A 16489-nucleotide genomic window follows, 5' to 3' on the forward strand; every position below is an offset into this window, starting at 1 on the left:
CAGCAGCCGCTGGTGCCACTTCCTATTTGAATCAAAGCTTTATAGCTTTATGGTCTGATTATGGTGCTCGTTTGGGCAGCAGCTTCACATACTCGTCAGATAGCCTCATGAGGCTGAGCACATGCTCGTAATCGGAACGATACGGCTCCAGATCGGTAACCGGTTCATAGGTTTTAAGCGAATATGCTGTTCCGTCATCAAACCCTGCACCTGGTATAAACATAATGTCATTGTTGACAAACGAGCCAGTCGGCAAGTAATACCGTATACCGAATGCATTGTGGTCCATATTCAGCAGGTCATGCCCAAATGCAGTGAACTGTTTTTCTTTTAACGAAACACCCATCAGGTTCATGACTGTAGGCAGAATATCGAGCTGACCACCAGGCTGTTCAATCAATTGACCCTTAACCTGGTTAGGTGTGTGAATCAAGAGTGGGATATTAAAACGGCTCACCTTACCATCATACGGAACATTCAGGTTCGCTTGAATCTGTTCGGCAATCTCGTCATTTGCGGGCAAGCCGAAGTGATCCCCATAGATAACGAGTGTTGTATTCTCCCATAACCCGTTCGATTTCAACTCTTCAATGAGCTGACCAACGGCATAATCGGTGTAATTAATAGCCTGCAAATAATCGTGAAGCAATGTGTTCGTGATCGTTGCAGGAATGGTAATGCGCGCCCGATCCGCTGGAACCGTGAACGGTGAGTGGCTCGATGCAGTAATGAACTGGGCATAGAACGGCTGATTTGCCGCTTGATGCGCAGCCATTTTTTCGACACCTACACGATATAACTCCTCATCTGAAGGACCAAAATCGTTAAAGCGGTCATTCTTAAAGCTCGGCTTATCGAAATATCGATCAAACCCTAGAGCTGGATACATCTTGTTCCGATTCCAGAACGTTACGTCATTGACGTGGAACGTCTCCGACTGGTAGCCTTCGTTGCGAAGCAGCTTCGGAAGACTTGGCAGCTCGCGGTCGCTATATCCGGCTGACATCGGAACAACCCCGGTTGGATAGATGGATGTATTGGACATAAACTCGGCATCCGAAGTATTTCCCTGACCGATCTGTTGGAAAAAATGAGAGAAATAATAGCTTTCTTTGGCTAAATCGTTCAGTACCGGTGTCAATACCTGACCATCCAGAGAAGCGTTAATCGGGAAATTCTGAAACGATTCCAATTGCAGTACGATCAAATTGCTGCCTTTGGCCTCACCAAAATATTTGGCTTTGATTGCTGATCCCTGGTTAGTTTTGTCCTGATATGGATATTGGCTTACCAGTTGATTAATCTTGTCGATGGTTTCATTAATATTGCCATTCGCAATAGCTTCGTTTTCTTTGCTGGTCAATATGGCCGAGGACACCTGATAATTCAGAAATCCGAGATTCTCAGCCCGCACCAATTCGTTATCAATGGTTTCGCCTTTAACAATAAAACTGCCAGACAGCACGATACAGAATGCAGCCGTAAGAGCTACCCCCAGCTTGCCCCAGTATCTTCTGCGCATTTTTCCGAAATGCAGCCCGCTGTCCCGGTAACTTCCGTTTCTGACACCCGACCGTCGACGACGCAACACGAGCCAAACCGGCAGTGCAAGCACGATGTCAACAAAGAACAAAAAATGGGAAGGCCGTATCAGTGGACCAATACTCCCCCGCACCTGTGCAACCTGCCCGATCTCGCTGAGCGCCGTATATGTGGGTACGGAGCTGAAATGTACGTTATACAGCGTTGCCGCAAACAGGACGAGAGAAAAGAGCAGGTTAAACCCGCCGTACATAACCCGCTTCCAGCGTTTCGGCACAATGAGATCCAGGATACAGACGACAGTCAGAGCTCCTAATGCATCCGTCACCAGACCGATCCCGGACAGCCCTTGGAAAAAGAAATACCGCAAAAGCGACAGCTTCAGCAGCATAAGGATAAACAAGACGGCAAATAAAATCCGTGAGGAGGTCCGTTCGTTTTTGGAATTTAACATGGTCGCTTTCAACCCTTATCTGAAATTTTACGTTCGTTTTACAAAACGCATATTTCAGTATAACAGTTTTGCTATTTGTATTCCATGAACGGACCCAATTTCCTGTAACCAGCATGTTGCGGCATCCAGTCCCCGTTGTGATTAGGACAAGAACGCTTCATATAATTTATAATTTACCTATAGGAAGACGTTCATTGACTCGTGTCAATCTCCTTAGGTTAAGCTGTCGTCGATATATCATCATCCTGTACGTTACTGTTCTGCATCCGTGCAATGACTATGGCCTGGGCCGCAGCAATTCTGGCGAAAGCCACCTGTTCAGGTGGACAGCTTACGTAATCCAATCCCATGCGCTGGCTGTAGGTAAAGGTACTCAGGTCAACGTGTTCTTCCGCGCAGAGACCTACTCTCAAATGAGGTTTACGGAGCCGAGCCTGAACGACAGCGCGTTCCAGTAGTTGCTCTCCCCCATCGAGATGTAGAATCTCTGCTCCAAATGACAGGAAATCAGCCTGCCTGGCTGTATGTGCCACGGTCAGTGCCATTTGAGCCCCTTCAATCAGTGAGCCTACCCTGTAATGGCAGTGACGTCTCTCTTCGCCCAGAATCTGTTCAGCCACTTGATCAATCAGTTCTCTGATTACTTGCAGCTCGCTACCAGGTCCTCTTGACGTTACGAGAATCTCGGGGCGAACCCACAATCCCTGGCGGATACATTTGAGTGCTGCACGAAAGACGGCTTCTGCCTGCATTTCATAAATTTCCGGGAAAACGGTTCCAAGATGACATCCATACTGCCTGCTGATTGGATGCTGTTCATGCAGCCGCTCAACAAGCTGGACTATGCGACTCAGATCCTCCTGATTCACATCATGTCCTCCTGCATTCCCTGCCTGTACTCCTTCTTGACGTTCCACCAACTGTTCCACATCCGGGAAAAGTTTATATAATGGAGGATCGAATAGTCTAATCGTTACCGGAAATCCGTTCATCTCCTCAAAAATCTGCTCCACATCAGACTGCAGCATGGGCAGCAGCCGTTCCAGGCCGCGTTTGCGTTCGACGTCCGTTTCTGCCAGCACCATCTTTTGTACATAAGGCATCCGCGTCGAAGACAGTAACATCTGATCGGTTCGGCAGATGCCAATTCCGTCGGCTCCAAGCGTACGGGCCGTGGCAGCATCACGAGGATGACTTGCATTGGCGAGTACCGTTATATTGTTCACATCATCGGCCCATTCAAGCAATTGCTGAAGTTCAGATGTGGGAATTACGTTAGAAGACTCGACACGCAGCAGTGCCTCTTCCCTGGTTATCAGACCTTCATTTGCAAAATCCACTATGGTCCTGATTACAGCTTCAGGAGTTAAACGTGCATCCCGTGCTTGTAAAAGGTAAAGCTTCCCCGACTCAATGACAAATTTAATTTCCTGTACAGCGGTGTTCACTCTCTCCAGCTCACGGCTCGCTTGCAGCAGCTGGCCAATCAGCTCTGGTTCCGCATGCCTGATCTGTTCCAGTTCCTCCAGGTCATACCCTGAGCCTGCAAACGACATGTATTCGCCATAGATCCCTTGGGCCCCAGTCAGTGGATGACGTGAGTAGATTGTACCGCTTCCGCAGCGGTCTCCACACTCTCCATTCACCATCACCTGAATCAAAACAGGCATACCATAGGCGATCGAATTGGAGCTCAAGGTTTGGTTATGCAATCCTGAATCAGAAAGGGAGAATGCCTGGATGATTCTGTGCAGTTGAAGCTGCACATCCTGAGGGAAAGCAGGATGTCCCTGTTCTTCAATGACGCCTTTATATTGCGCTATAGCGTACTCCAATCTCGTTTCATCCAAACTCGTAATATCGCCCAATCGTTCATCGAAAACCTCAAGCGGGATGCCATGAACCAACCAGCCATAATTCTGCAGCAGCACCCGGTAGCAGTTGAGTGCATACGGGCGGTTGTTGATTCGCCGGGCAAGTCCCTCTACTGTAATGTCATTAAGTCCTACGCTTAGCAGCACCAAGGAGTTTGCATCCCGTGGAAGCACGTCACTGGATTGCACAGCTAGCAAAAGCGGGGCCTCCGGATCACCAAAGGCTGTGCCTGTATGCTGTTCCAGCTGACGGACTGCCTTGGCCAGATCTTCGGAACCTTCGGCATTAGTTGTTTCTGAGCAGCTAAGGAACTCGTGAGAGTATTCCGTTGTAATGGTGAATCCTGCCGGAACAGGCCACCCCGCCTGGCATAACTCCGCAAGCGCGGCTCCTTTACTGCCCAATAGTCCTTTCATCTCTGCCGTGCCTTCTTCCAACAGAACTACCCGTGTCGTCATTACAGCGCTCCCATCCGCCATTCCATGGCTATGCTTAGAGGTATTCAGTTGTTGTGAATCACCCTCTAATTAATGGTATGATGCAAACGCGCAGTCAAGGACATCTGTATACGCATTTTGTACTCGGAATGTAAACGTTGATCAAAAGGGTTTTATGGTATTATAAAAATGACTTATACAAATGAACTTAAGAATGGTGAATCCTATCATTTCAAGGTTGGAACAATACAATAACTGGGGAGTGAGTATCATTGTTTAGCAAAGTTGGTCAAATCATGTTGTATGTCAACGATCAGGACAAGGCCCTTCAATTTTGGACAGAAAAAGCAGGCTTTCACGTGGTATCCGAAGTCAACGGCGAGGGTATGCGCTGGATTGAAATTGCTCCTGAAGAAGGTGCTGAGACAACCATTATCCTTCACGACAAGGAATTCGTAGCCAAAATGTCCCCCGAGTTGAATCTGGGCACACCTTCGCTCATGTTTTTCACCAAAGATCTCGACGGGCTCTATGCGGACTTGGCCAGCAAGCAGGTTACGTTAGGTGAACTGGTTACGATTCCGGGCGGAAGAGTATTCAACTTTGCAGATGATGAAAACAACTACTTCGCTGTCATGGAAAGAGCTTAGATTCCTTGGAATCTGGCTCTGTGCTCCACTCTTAGGCGAGCGCTCTGATTTCCCTTCGTATTTACACAAAAAAAGGCGTCTGACAATGAGTCAGCCGCCTTTATATCTGTTATTCATATATATGTTCTAATGGATATAGCTCCAGCACATGCTCCGTTTCGAAGCCGGCTTTACGGTATAACGATAGTGCACCAGAATTCGTTTCATCTACACATAAGCGGATTGCACTCACTTGGCTCTCCTGATTCAGCTCATACAGTGCCTTGTTTAGTAAAAGCGAACCCAGTCCCTGCCTGGAGTAATCCGGATTCACCGCAATATATTCAATACTGCCCTCACCAAATTCAGGATCAGCCTCGGCATAGACATATCCGCGAATCTCCTTTTCGGAGCCAGGAAGAACGTATAAATGATGATGCTCCTTGCCTGAGCGCTGAATGAGTGTTTCACCATCGTAATACGTTCCGGTAAAGGTGGAATCATGTAACTGGATAAAAGATGAATACTGTTCTGGAGTAATAGTCTGAATCCTGTTATGTCCACCCTGGTCCAGGCTTACTTCATTCAATGAGCGATTATGCAAAATAACCTGCCTGCTGCCAAGCTTAGCTCCCTTGTCCTTCATGAACGCGATGCCATTCGCATGATATTCATTATAAAACCCGTACACTTTTCGGATATGTATCCGGTTTTCAGTTAACTTGTTTATTCCCTGCTGCCACAAACGGATTGCAAGTTCTTGCCACTGCTCAGGAGCGCACTGAATAAATGGACCCCACAACTCTACAGTCCCTGTATCCGTATCTGTATCCATCCCAAGCACTCCTGTCAGCTGCCCATCCTCACTCAGGGTACTAATCCACAGGTCCGGTTGATCCCCGAAAGCATCCATCATTGCCTGCTCAATTTCAAGCGCATCCTTACCGCAATACCCAATATGATGCTCCTGGTGCTGATTCAACTCCGCAATAAACTTAGCGACCACTGACTTATCCATATTCTGAGTAATATTACGTTCCATGACTTCTCTCCTTCCACAGGTGGTCGTTTAGGCCAACACACGCAGGATATCATCGATTTTCTTCCCATGGGAGATAACCCCGTAATTCATCCATGTTAGAAAGTCCACTTCGTAAACACATCCGTTTCTCACCGCGGAAAGCTGTTGCCATTCCTTGCTGTCCAGCAGCTTCCGTTCCTCTCCGATTGTTGACGAATCCAGACAGTCAAATGTAATAAATAAATGATCCGCATGCAATAGCTTCAATTGTTCAGCGCTTATGCTGACTCTACGTTCTTTCAATGCCCATTGCTGCACCAGAGGATGTGGCGTTAACCCCAAATCCTGATACATCACAGGTCCCACATAACCCTGCTGTGCACCATACAACACAATTTCTGAGGCAGTGATCCGCAAGAAGGCTACTGTCTTTCCTTGCGCAGATCGTGTTAGTTGAGCGTTGGCCTCACGAGCTTTTTCTTCATATGAACCTACGACATCCCTAACCCGATCTCCTTTTCCCAATACATCCGCTGTTGATCTTAATATGGAGCGCCAGTCCTCACCCTTATGATTCACATAAAACGTAGGCGCCACCTGTTCGAAACGGGCCAAATTCCACCGCTCATAGCCGTCACTCAGCATAATAAAGTCCGGCTTATGGTTCTCTTGAAACATGGCATCCTGATGAGTCACATCGAATTCAGGAACATCATCCATCCCCAAGTAGTGCTGTTTGCCCCACAAATGGTGAGCATATTGAAGCACAGGCTCCACGCCTAGCGCTAATACAAAATCTTCGAGGTACGGTGCAAATACTCGCACATCCTGACGATAATGACGTCTGTATACTCCTGGTGAGATGCCAGCATATTGCTTAAACCGACGACTGAAATAATACTCGTTGCTGAATCCGACACTTTGGGCAATATCGTGCAGGCGATCATCTGTCTGCTGTAATAGTTGTTTGGAACGTTCCAAGCGGATCGAATTTACATAATCCAGAGGAAGCTTGCCGGTCATCTCCTTGAATTGTCGCGTATAGCTGGACCTGGTAAGCTGGGTACCCGCTGCCAGATCATCCACCGTCATGGGCTCGTTATAATGATCACGGATATAGCGAATGGATTGTTGTAAGCGAGTTCGATGATCCATGGAAGCATGGCTCGAATCATTCTGCAAAAGCAGCATCCGGAACCATTCCTGGAAACGAAGCTGCCAGTCCCATTGTTTCAGCCAATCCTCGGTCGCCTGCTGCTGTAACAGTTGATTCAATATATCCAGACAGGAGCTCCAAGGGGTGTAGGACAACTCAATAGGCGATGAGGATTCGGAGATGGCTTGCGACTCCGGAAAAGCAGGACCTGTCTCTTCGAGTGGAGTGTTGGATCCAATCCTGCTTGTCTCACCAGCGATCAGATCTAGCTTATAATAATGCAGCTTGGATTCTGACCCATCTCCAGTTTGCAGGGGTAAGACGGGTATATCAGAAGGGAAAAACAGAATCGTCCCTTTGTTTAACTTGAAGATGACATCTTGCGCCAGCAGTTCTCCCTGTCCTTGGGTGACTACAACGATCGAATGGCCCTTCGACGATGTGCATTCTAAACCATTGTAAGCCGAGACAGAGTTTTGAACGTATTGAATATGCTGAAGTGAACACAGCCAGGGCATGGGGAGTATCTGTTCTATGGTATGAGACATTTGTCATCCGCCTTAATTGAGAATTGTTATCATTAGGAATAGTCTAAACCAAAAAAGAAAGCTCTTCAACCCTGGTTGAGGAGCTTTCTTTTTTCACTTTACTTTCTATGGCTGTTCTTCACGGCGTCATTTGTTCCAGAAGATCATCCATTTTCATCGAGTTTGCTGTAATTGCACCTGATTGCCAGTGAGATCTCTCCATCTTGTATACCTTATTGCTTTTCACGGCCGGCAAAGAATTCCACAGCTTGCTATCCAATACCTTGATAGCTTCCTGATTCTCCGGAGAGGACCAATCTCCATCCGACGGGAATATGATGATCCGATCTGCATCGATTTGCGGGATCGCTTCCTCGGACAGAACCTCCTGGAAAGCTTCCATGCTCCCAGCCAGGGCATGGGGTGTCAGCCCAAGCTCTGAATATATGAACCCGGTATAGCGGTTTTTTACTCCAAACAGCACCAAGCTGTTATCATCCACATTCAAGCGGACAACCGCCACGGTCTCGTCTCCTACGCTTTCTGCCAGCTTGGCTTTGGTATCCTTGATTTTCTCTTCGTAAGCCGCAGCCACTTCCACACCTTTTTCCTGTTCCCCTACAATATCGGCTATCTTAGCCAGAATCTGCTCGGAATCCTGCAGGATGCTTTCAGGTAAACGATATGTCGGTGCCACTTTGGAATACATCTCATATTTTTCCCTGTCTACTCCACCATCCACAATGATGAGATCCGGATCATATTCCAATAGTGCTTCAATGCTGCCCGTAGTGTCGAATTGAGGCACATCCAGACTCAGATAGTCCTGTACGCCCCACATCGGATTATACCACTGCACGACAGGTGTGATATCCAGAGCCTTCAAATAATCCTCCACGTAAATCCCGGCAATACGCTGCGGATGAACCGGAATCGTTACATCTCCGAATTCATCCTGTACCACACGTGTTTCTGCTTCTTGGCTCGACTCGGATGAATTGCCGCTGCCAGCAGTTGCGTTCTCCATTACTGGCGACTGAGCCTGTTCCTCCGTTGCTCCTGAATTCGAACTGCATCCCGCGATGAATACGGCCATGACCAGAACTGTAATTCCCCAACCTTTAATCCCTTTACTCAAATTTGCCATGCTGCTCTCCACCCCTATGTAATTAGCTGTATTAAAGAGAATGTTCATCTACAATGATTATCATTCTCAATTAATGTCTAAGGTGAATTGTAACTTATGCCTTACCGCACTTACAATACACATTTGAATCCATTTTTTTATACAAACGAAAGATACAGGCCACCCTTGCCCCTGCTATTGCAGAGGCAGTTTTCCGTTAAGGTAACTCTCAAGCAATTGACTTACGAAGGTATGCTCACTCTCACCCTGCAGCATTGCAGCCCCAATAAGGCCAATATCATCACTCACATAACCGGCCAATTCGGGATCACCTGTATAGTGCAGCGTCTGTTTGAATGCCTGTTCCCTCGAAGCACGAAGCAGTTCGTCTTCCGCGATAGAATCAGCATCTTGTACCCACCTCTGGTATGCCGACATCCATTCATCTGCAAAAGCCGAATCATCGCGCTTGTCCAGGTAGCTGTCGATATCCAGCCCTTGAAACATCTCATTAGTAATGAATCTGCCTTCATTAAGTTCCTTAAGGAGCTTCTCTGCCTCTCTTCTATTCATTAGGTACTCCCTCCAGATCAAATATGCAGTACAGATGCTCATGCAGCTTAGGGATATGCAGATTGTCGATTACATAATGATCAGGGTTAAATGTGATTTTCATATGTTCTCTCCCCCTTGCCACAGACGAGTGACCTGTACCAATTCATGCTCCATGTTAAACTCCAGCTTATAGATATCCGGCATCGTCGTACTTTTCCAGAACTCATATCCATAGGACGCGTCGTAATGTTGGAAGATCAGGGTCATCACATCTCCATGTGTCCCGATCGCTACTTTTTGTCCTGCGTGGATGTTCAGGATCCGATGAATTACGGCTACGGCCCGAGAAGCTGCCTGTTCACCTGATTCCCCGCCAGCGTATGCAAAGGAAGGGTCAAGGTACAATCTTGATTTGGATTCAAGAAAATCGGCATGCTTAACACGTTCATCGGATAATTGGCGTTCGCGCAAATCTTCCTCCATCAACACAGGGGCGCTCGACCTGTCCGCCAGTTCCTGAATGGTATCAACCGCCCGCCGGTATGGGCTGGAATAATACCATTGAATCTGCTCCTGACTGAGAACTTCTGCAACAATCGCTGCATCTCGGCACCCACGCTCTGTGAGTCCTCGCTCTCGTTCCTGTCCTTCCACATAGACTGATTCTGCATGCCGCACAAAATATAAGATGGTTCTGGACTCTTTACTCATCCGTCAGCCATTCCTTTCTTCTTCTCAATCACAAGCAGGCAAGTACTGTCTGGTAAGGGTGCAGGCAGTCCGTCTTCCTTCATGAACATAATGCGTCCCTCAAGCGCCTCGGTATATCCTTCCTGAAGAAAATGCTCCAGCTTAATCATCTCTGCCTGCACACCAAGCGCTTCACGAATACAGTTCTCGTAAGCCGATGGCGTAAAGATGCCGAACTGTTCCTGAATCTCGTGAACGTATGCCTCTTCACCCCAAGTATATGTATACAGGAATTCCATGGCATCATTAATGTTAAGAACCACCTCATTCTCAGCAACATGTTCAAACGTAATCTTCCGGCCCTGGAAGTCCTGAGCATATCGTTCCAGCCACTGCATACCATCCGGCTCCAAAAACCGAATCCGTCTTTTCTGCTCTTGAGGTTCTGTCATAATGCCATCTCGGATTAATATTCTTCCACCCGGCGACAGAACATGAAAGGAACTTTGAAGTGCTGCGACAACCGTATCCGTGTTAAATCTCCGTCCATCCCGCTCTATATAGGAGTACAATTCATGCAAAATAGACGAGAAGATTACCGTATCCACCGTGCCTGGCTGCACGTATTGATCCAGCCTCAGGGCATCCCCCTTCATGACCTGCCAGCGATGACCTTCTCGCTGTTTCTTGCGCTCCAGCGCTTCGATCACATTGGCAGAAATATCAATGCCTATTGGCTCCACTTCCGGCTTCTCCTGCTCAATAAGATCCAGCAGAACGCCGCCACCTGGACCGATATCGAGTACACGCTTGCCAACGATGTAGTCAAGCAGCACTTTTTTATAATCCCCCGAGCTGTTCATGTCCGCCAAATACGTTTCTTCATTATGGAACCGGTCATACGCATCACGCCGCAGTCCGAACAAATCAAAGAGCAGCAATACGGCCTTCTCATATAGCGGTGATTTCTCGGCTTCAATACAGAATGCAATCAGCTTCTCCGCCGCCGGCGAGAACTCAAAGGTCACAAAAACCGTATCCGGCAGATCCGGTTGACGTACTACGCGATGGGTCAGATGCGGATAAACGACCGACTGTTCCTCTTCAATCTGCTCCCATGACCACTGTTCTAAATACTTTTCAATCATTCGTTTTTTGTAGATGTTCAGCTTTTTGACACCTTTATAGTCGTAATACATCGTATTCATTAACGGTTCAAAACTGATATGACGTACATCGTCCCTGTTGTCTGTCGTTTGAGACATATCTCCATGATGCAGTGAGAGAAGGAACACTTTTACCATTTCCTGCAAGGAAAAATCCTTCAGGGCAGATTCCACATACCACAAGGTACGATGAGACAGAGGAGCCAGCATGTTGTCTACATCAAGCTCTGTTTGCAGCTTAGCGTACGCCTCATCCAGCGCCTCCCCATTGCGAATGGAAGAGCTTCGGAGCCGGGATAAACGTTCCTTCAGAGGCCAGTCTGCATGATCTGGTTCGCTGATAATCCACCCAACCATTCGCTCCACTTCCGCTTCAACCTGCCGCCATAGCTTCGGATCAACGCCAGCAATGATGCATTGGTTGAGCGCCATCAACACCGTGTGCAATTCTTCAGCTGTCAGCCAGCCATGAGTGATAAAAGCATGCAGCGGAGCATTCTCGGCAAAAGGTATCTCCCCGCGTATGTATTGTCCAATCAGTCCATGCGTTCCAATGAGAGCATAGATCATTTCCTGTCTTGGCGTAGCTTCTTTCCTCTGAACTGGATTCTCCTCATTAACCTGAAACACAGCTTTATCGTCACTGCCGATGTTTCCTGTACTGCGATGAATAACATACTCCCTGTATAACTGTGCAGAACCCCTATTGTGTACAAACAGATTCACCCCTGCGCGCTGCCACGCCTTCCTTTGCTGTACTGAGCCGGCCTTGGCTGTCTCCGACCAGACCAGAACTTCCTCCACGACCTCTCGCACCCAAAAGGATACGTTCAGTTGATCCAGGACGTGCAATGTCCGTTCGACGTAATCCAAAACGGGATTGGTTCCCTCAAGGTCAGCCATGGAATGAATGCGTTCTAGATTAATATGGGGCTGCTCGGCCGCAGCCAGCAGCTGCAGCCATAATTGCTGCTTATCCTCTGGGATGTTGCCTTTTCTATAAGAATGTATGGCTTCTAATGAGTGCAGCATGTTGACATTCACCTCGTTATTTTAGTTCAATTCATCTGTCTAGATGGTTCAATCGATCCTTCACAAGTTTCAGCACCTTTTCTGCTTCATTCCCAGGCAAACTCTCTTCCAGGCGAGCAGCTGCAACGGGCAGAATCCATCGTTCGATCTCCTGCCAGGTTACGCCAGATAGATGCATGTAATGGTTGATGTACCCGTCCACTATGGTATCACGAGACCTTTCAAACCCCAATTGTAAAGCAGGATTGGCATCCTCCGGCAGCGATGCGCTCGTTAAGATGACCCAACTGCGTGCCACATCACCTGCAGGATCGCCTGACATGCCTGTCATCCAATCGATAACTTCGTAGGCGTTCTTCATCTCGTTCATCATCACATTATCGGGATGGTAATCACCGTGACAGATCTGGATTTGCTCAGGGAGACGGGTGAGATAATCAAATATTCGGGCTTTGTCTTCTGCAGACAATAGGTGTGTTCTCTGAATGGCCCCTGACAAAACCTGCTTCTGTGAAGGCAGAACTCTCTCATTATCACTTTGGGCATGAAGCACCTGATGACAGGCAGACATCTGATGTACTAATTCTTGAAAGCTTGAAGGCTGATGGAACATCATGGAGAATATCGTCTGACCTTCGATCCGTTCAAATACAATACCTGTACGATCTCCTTCAACCATAATTTTTCGTGCCTGAGGCACGGGTAATTTCTTTTCATTTAACAGCTGTGTAATTCTGAATTCATTCTGGATGGCTTCAAGTGAAAAGTTATGATGATACAGCTTCAAAATTTGATCGGAAGTGTACGCGTAGATGTCCGCAGTTCGACCTTGACCGATAAGCTTCATACTTTAGCCTCCAGCGTTTATTCGAATTCCTTGCCTCTGATTTTGCTAAACACCATGACATCGACCAGGGTACCTGTACTGTCCCGGCGCACACTTCGCAGTATGCCTTCCAGGGTGTAGCCTGCACGCTCAGCGACCTTGGCACTGCGTACATTCCGAGAATCGCAGCGAATCTCCAGACGGTTAGCGTTCAGATATGTTATTGCAAATTGCTCAATCCCCTGTACAGCTTCCGTCATTAATCCTTCACCTGCACGCGACGATCTGATCCAGTAGCCGATCTCGAAGCAGCGTGCATTCCAATCGATACGATGCAGGCCGCTGCTGCCTACAAAACCATCAGTCTGCTTATCTCGCAAATGAAGAACGAGATCTGTCCGCTCCAAAAACTGTAATTTGGCCTTGCGGACATGTGCTTCGGATTCTTCAAGTGATGGTACCTTTTCGGCAAATGGCAGCCATGGCCGCAGCTGCTCAACACTCTCGCGAATAGCCTCGTTGACTTCTGCACCATCTCCCCACTCTGGAGCTCGGATCGTGAGACGGGCTGTGTCGAAGTGCTCAGGAAAGGATAGCATAATTGGATTTATTAATTCCGTGTTAGACATAGCGTCCTACTCCTCTACCTGGAATATCGAATCCACAATAAGGGGGAGGTTATCCCGTACAGAAACAGCTCCAAAAACCGAACGTGCATGCACGCCCTTTTCCTCAAATACATCCATCATTAGATCTGAAAATCCGTTCAACACCTTGTGATGTTCCTGATAAGAAGCCGAGGCGTTAACAAAACCCTGGACTTTGACCACACGTTTCACCAGGTCCAGTGAACCCAGCACATCCTGGACTACAGCGAGCACCTGAATCCCGGCATTTCGGGCAAATTCATATCCCTGTTCGGTCGTGAAGTCCCCTCCCAATTTGCCACGCTCCACCGTATCCGGACCTTTCCCTGATACATACATTAATCCATTTACAATAACTGCATTAGCATACTTCGCAGCTGGAGCGCTTGCCTCAGGCAAAATAATTCCCAGTTCATTCAATCTCGCTGCTATCATCGCTTTCCCTCCCAAGAGACAATGTCTAAGCGCAAACCTATCAATATATTACTATTTTGGATAAACATTAATATACGCTCGATCTTAGGCTTAAGCAATGATCGCTTCAATCATGATGGACGATTACCTTTCGATTTCTATGAATGTCACTTTGATGAAGTAACGTTATGCTCTAATCCCACTACTTATAGTTTATCAGATCATTGGATCATCCAAAAACGCTTCTAAACTGCAATCCTCATTTAAAGATTAACATTTATATTAATTCTATCCTTTTGAAAACGTTATATTGTAATTCCTGTCATTCTCTATTACGATAGTTACAAACAAGTACAGTACAGCAATCATCTGTTTACTTAAAGGAGGACATTATCTTGAATGCACCCTTATTTCGTGACCCCATCTTCGATGGAGCCGCTGATCCGGTCGTGGTATGGAACCGCGCTGAACAGACCTGGTGGATAATCTATACCAACCGCAGAGCTACCGCAGGAGGACCGAAGTTTGCCTGGGTTCATGGCACGGATCTCGGCGTTGCCTCATCCTCCGATGGAGGGCAGACGTGGACCTATCGTGGTACGTTAACTGGTTTGGAGCATGAATGGGGACATAATACGTTCTGGGCGCCGGAAATTTTCTGGCATGATGACACATATCACATGTATGTCAGTTATATTCAAGGCGTGCCCCATGACTGGCCGAATCATGACCGCCACATTTTGCATTACACAAGCCCGGATCTACTGACCTGGACTTATCATGGCAAACTGGAGCTCAGCTCGGACCATGTCATAGATGCCTGTATATATCCACTGCCGGATGGTCGCTTTCGGATGTGGTACAAAGATGAGGCAAATGGATCGCATACCTATGCCGCAGACAGCACGGATCTTTACCAATGGGACGTTATCGGTCCCGTCATTACAGGTCGCGCCCACGAAGGACCCAACGTTTTCCGCTTTCATAACACCTACTGGATGATTGTGGATGAATGGAGAGGACAGGCTGTATACCAATCGGATGATCTGGAGAATTGGGTATGGAACAGCATGATTCTCGATCAGCCGGGGACACGTGAAGACGATGGCGTTATCGGTTTGCATGCAGATGTAGTGGTTCAGGATGATACAGCTTATATTTTCTACTTCACCCATCCTGATCGCATTGAAGGAGTAGATCATGCCAGCGAGCCTGCTCGTCGTTCCTCCATTCAAGCTGCACGCCTGGATGTGGTGAATGGGGTGATGGTCTGTAATCGGAATGAAGAGCTGCAATTGAAGCTCCGTCCGGAGACAGATGCGAGTCCTATTTCGGTTTGAACCCCATGGGATAGATGATTAGCACCTTTATATTGTGAAAAATACGGAAAAGACCTGAACAAGTTCCTGCTGCTGCAGGCTTAATCAGGTCTTTTTGGATAATCTGCGCATGATCCTGTAATCGCTGCATTGATTATGAAGGACGCGACTTCCCATCCCCCTGCCTGTATGTTCGTGGAGACATCTGTACGGTTCGCTTGAACACTTTGCCAAAATGAGAAAAGTTGCTGAAGCCTGCCCGCCAGGCGATCTCCGTAATGGAGTCCTCGCTCTCGCGCAGCAGCCGCTGCGCTTCCTTCACGCGTAGCAAATTCAAATAATCAATGAAAGTAAAACCCGTGGTTTGTTTAAATAACCGACTGAGGTAATGCGGACTAATTCGAAACTCTGCCGCAACTTCTGGCAGCGTTAGAGGGTTCCGATAATTATCATTCAGGTAGCGAACAACGGCTTGCGTCTTCGGATGAAGGACCGGCTCGCTCTCGACAGAATATACCCTCCCCTGCTCCTGATTGCGATATGCGAGAAGCAGCAATTCAATGGAGCGGTGGCGCAGCAGCAGGTTGCTCCCAGCCTTAGGCTGAATCATCTCATCAATCATTTCTTGAATGATCCGTTCTGCCGTTTCGCTAATAGGTGATGGAAGCCTTAACATCGGAACTTCCCATTCAAAGGGCTCCTTTAACCCCTCCATCAACGCAGGGGCAATACTCATCTCTTCAAAAAGCTCCTGCTTCAGATACAGTACAATTCGTTCATGATCAGGCCTTCCGCTTTCCAGGGTTTTATGTACAGCATTCCGGTCAACAAATACAAAATCCCCGGCTTTGACATGGTAGGAACGGTCTTTAATAAAATAGATGCGTTCCCCCTTCAGGAGATAATAGAGCTCATAATGATCGTGGAGATGATCCGCGGTCATGGAATAATAGCCCACCCTGCGATCATATTCAATATCCAGATGTCCGGTGGAATCGTGGTAAACCGCTCGAAACGGCTGTGACATGAAGCAGCCCCCTTTTCAAGGATTATAGCAAAATAAGCGGGGTTTG

At 47.5% G+C, this 16489-nt stretch carries 15 protein-coding genes; 2 read left to right on the forward strand and 13 right to left on the reverse strand.

The features are described 5' to 3' along the window. Positions 1-58 precede the first annotated feature (58 nt). Together GUA98_RS01090 and GUA98_RS01095 are read right to left on the reverse strand one after the other, a co-directional pair. Positions 59-1996 (reverse strand): LTA synthase family protein, encoded by a 1938-nt coding sequence (locus tag GUA98_RS01090; RefSeq protein WP_193721818.1) that lies wholly within the window; start codon positions 1994-1996, stop codon positions 59-61. Between the two features lie 218 nt (positions 1997-2214). Then, positions 2215-4329, reverse strand: a complete 2115-nt coding sequence (locus GUA98_RS01095; protein ID WP_193721819.1) for a putative PEP-binding protein — start codon at positions 4327-4329, stop codon at positions 2215-2217. Between the two features lie 251 nt (positions 4330-4580). Here GUA98_RS01095 and GUA98_RS01100 point away from each other — a divergent pair, with 251 nt between their 5' ends. Further along, the gene (locus GUA98_RS01100) at positions 4581-4958 is read left to right on the forward strand and encodes a VOC family protein (RefSeq protein ID WP_095358466.1); all 378 of its coding nucleotides are present in this window, start codon (positions 4581-4583) and stop codon (positions 4956-4958) included. A gap of 109 nt (positions 4959-5067) precedes the next feature. Here the strand turns inward: GUA98_RS01100 and GUA98_RS01105 are convergent, their stop codons facing one another. From GUA98_RS01105 to GUA98_RS01145, 9 genes are all read right to left on the reverse strand, one after another. Then, positions 5068-5979 (reverse strand): GNAT family N-acetyltransferase, encoded by a 912-nt coding sequence (locus tag GUA98_RS01105; RefSeq protein ID WP_193721820.1) that lies wholly within the window; start codon positions 5977-5979, stop codon positions 5068-5070. A gap of 27 nt (positions 5980-6006) precedes the next feature. Beyond that, positions 6007-7662 (reverse strand): helix-turn-helix domain-containing protein, encoded by a 1656-nt coding sequence (locus GUA98_RS01110; protein ID WP_227779343.1) that lies wholly within the window; start codon positions 7660-7662, stop codon positions 6007-6009. A 118-nt stretch (positions 7663-7780) separates the two neighbouring features. Further along, on the reverse strand, positions 7781-8788 hold the full coding sequence (locus tag GUA98_RS01115; RefSeq protein WP_193721821.1) for an ABC transporter substrate-binding protein: 1008 nt from the start codon (positions 8786-8788) through the stop codon (positions 7781-7783). Between the two features lie 174 nt (positions 8789-8962). Then, positions 8963-9340 carry a hypothetical protein gene (locus GUA98_RS01120; protein WP_193721822.1) on the reverse strand — a complete coding sequence of 126 codons (378 nt, stop codon included), beginning with the start codon at positions 9338-9340 and terminating at the stop codon, positions 8963-8965. Between the two features lie 99 nt (positions 9341-9439). Then, complete coding sequence (locus GUA98_RS01125; protein ID WP_193721823.1) at positions 9440-10033, reverse strand: histidine phosphatase family protein; 594 nt, start codon at positions 10031-10033, stop codon at positions 9440-9442. Further along, positions 10030-12210: a class I SAM-dependent methyltransferase gene (locus GUA98_RS01130; protein ID WP_193721824.1), complete on the reverse strand. Its 2181-nt coding sequence runs from the start codon at positions 12208-12210 to the stop codon at positions 10030-10032. Before GUA98_RS01130 ends, GUA98_RS01125 begins: the two co-directional genes overlap by 4 nt. A 31-nt stretch (positions 12211-12241) precedes the next feature. Further along, a complete protein-coding gene (locus tag GUA98_RS01135; protein WP_193721825.1) occupies positions 12242-13057 on the reverse strand; it encodes an aminoglycoside phosphotransferase family protein in 816 nt (271 codons plus the stop codon). Between the two features lie 17 nt (positions 13058-13074). Next, positions 13075-13665 (reverse strand): GNAT family N-acetyltransferase, encoded by a 591-nt coding sequence (locus GUA98_RS01140; RefSeq protein WP_193721826.1) that lies wholly within the window; start codon positions 13663-13665, stop codon positions 13075-13077. Positions 13666-13671: 6 nt separating this feature from the next. After that, positions 13672-14118 carry a RidA family protein gene (locus GUA98_RS01145; protein ID WP_193721827.1) on the reverse strand — a complete coding sequence of 149 codons (447 nt, stop codon included), beginning with the start codon at positions 14116-14118 and terminating at the stop codon, positions 13672-13674. A 374-nt stretch (positions 14119-14492) separates the two neighbouring features. Between GUA98_RS01145 and GUA98_RS01150 the strand changes: the two genes are divergently transcribed. Beyond that, on the forward strand, positions 14493-15437 hold the full coding sequence (locus tag GUA98_RS01150; RefSeq protein WP_193721828.1) for a glycosyl hydrolase: 945 nt from the start codon (positions 14493-14495) through the stop codon (positions 15435-15437). Here the strand turns inward: GUA98_RS01150 and GUA98_RS29295 are convergent. Together GUA98_RS29295 and GUA98_RS01155 are read right to left on the reverse strand one after the other, a co-directional pair. Next, entirely contained in the window at positions 15424-15567 is a 144-nt protein-coding gene (locus GUA98_RS29295; protein ID WP_227779344.1) for a hypothetical protein, read from the reverse strand. The two genes, GUA98_RS01150 and GUA98_RS29295, sit on opposite strands and share 14 nt — an antisense overlap. 3 nt (positions 15568-15570) lie before the next feature. Next, a complete protein-coding gene (locus tag GUA98_RS01155) occupies positions 15571-16443 on the reverse strand; it encodes an AraC family transcriptional regulator (RefSeq protein ID WP_193721829.1) in 873 nt (290 codons plus the stop codon). Positions 16444-16489 lie beyond the last annotated feature (46 nt).

The sequence above is a fragment of the Paenibacillus sp. P13VS genome (assembly GCF_015143645.1).
GTDB lineage: Bacteria > Bacillota > Bacilli > Paenibacillales > Paenibacillaceae > Paenibacillus > Paenibacillus xylanilyticus_A.

Bases quoted from the DNA above. Each gene is read 5' to 3' on its own strand.
- GUA98_RS01135 (WP_193721825.1), bottom strand. From the start codon at position 13,057: ATGAAGCTTATCGGTCAAGGTCGAACTGCGGACATCTACGCGTACACT.
- GUA98_RS01115 (WP_193721821.1), bottom strand. From the start codon at position 8,788: ATGGCAAATTTGAGTAAAGGGATTAAAGGTTGGGGAATTACAGTTCTG.
- GUA98_RS01120 (WP_193721822.1), bottom strand. From the start codon at position 9,340: ATGAATAGAAGAGAGGCAGAGAAGCTCCTTAAGGAACTTAATGAAGGC.
- GUA98_RS01140 (WP_193721826.1), bottom strand. From the start codon at position 13,665: ATGTCTAACACGGAATTAATAAATCCAATTATGCTATCCTTTCCTGAG.
- GUA98_RS01155 (WP_193721829.1), bottom strand. From the start codon at position 16,443: ATGTCACAGCCGTTTCGAGCGGTTTACCACGATTCCACCGGACATCTG.
- GUA98_RS01105 (WP_193721820.1), bottom strand. From the start codon at position 5,979: ATGGAACGTAATATTACTCAGAATATGGATAAGTCAGTGGTCGCTAAG.
- GUA98_RS01125 (WP_193721823.1), bottom strand. From the start codon at position 10,033: ATGAGTAAAGAGTCCAGAACCATCTTATATTTTGTGCGGCATGCAGAA.
- GUA98_RS01095 (WP_193721819.1), bottom strand. From the start codon at position 4,329: ATGACGACACGGGTAGTTCTGTTGGAAGAAGGCACGGCAGAGATGAAA.
- GUA98_RS01090 (WP_193721818.1), bottom strand. From the start codon at position 1,996: ATGTTAAATTCCAAAAACGAACGGACCTCCTCACGGATTTTATTTGCC.
- GUA98_RS01145 (WP_193721827.1), bottom strand. From the start codon at position 14,118: ATGATAGCAGCGAGATTGAATGAACTGGGAATTATTTTGCCTGAGGCA.
- GUA98_RS29295 (WP_227779344.1), bottom strand. From the start codon at position 15,567: ATGCAGCGATTACAGGATCATGCGCAGATTATCCAAAAAGACCTGATT.
- GUA98_RS01110 (WP_227779343.1), bottom strand. From the start codon at position 7,662: ATGTCTCATACCATAGAACAGATACTCCCCATGCCCTGGCTGTGTTCA.
- GUA98_RS01130 (WP_193721824.1), bottom strand. From the start codon at position 12,210: ATGCTGCACTCATTAGAAGCCATACATTCTTATAGAAAAGGCAACATC.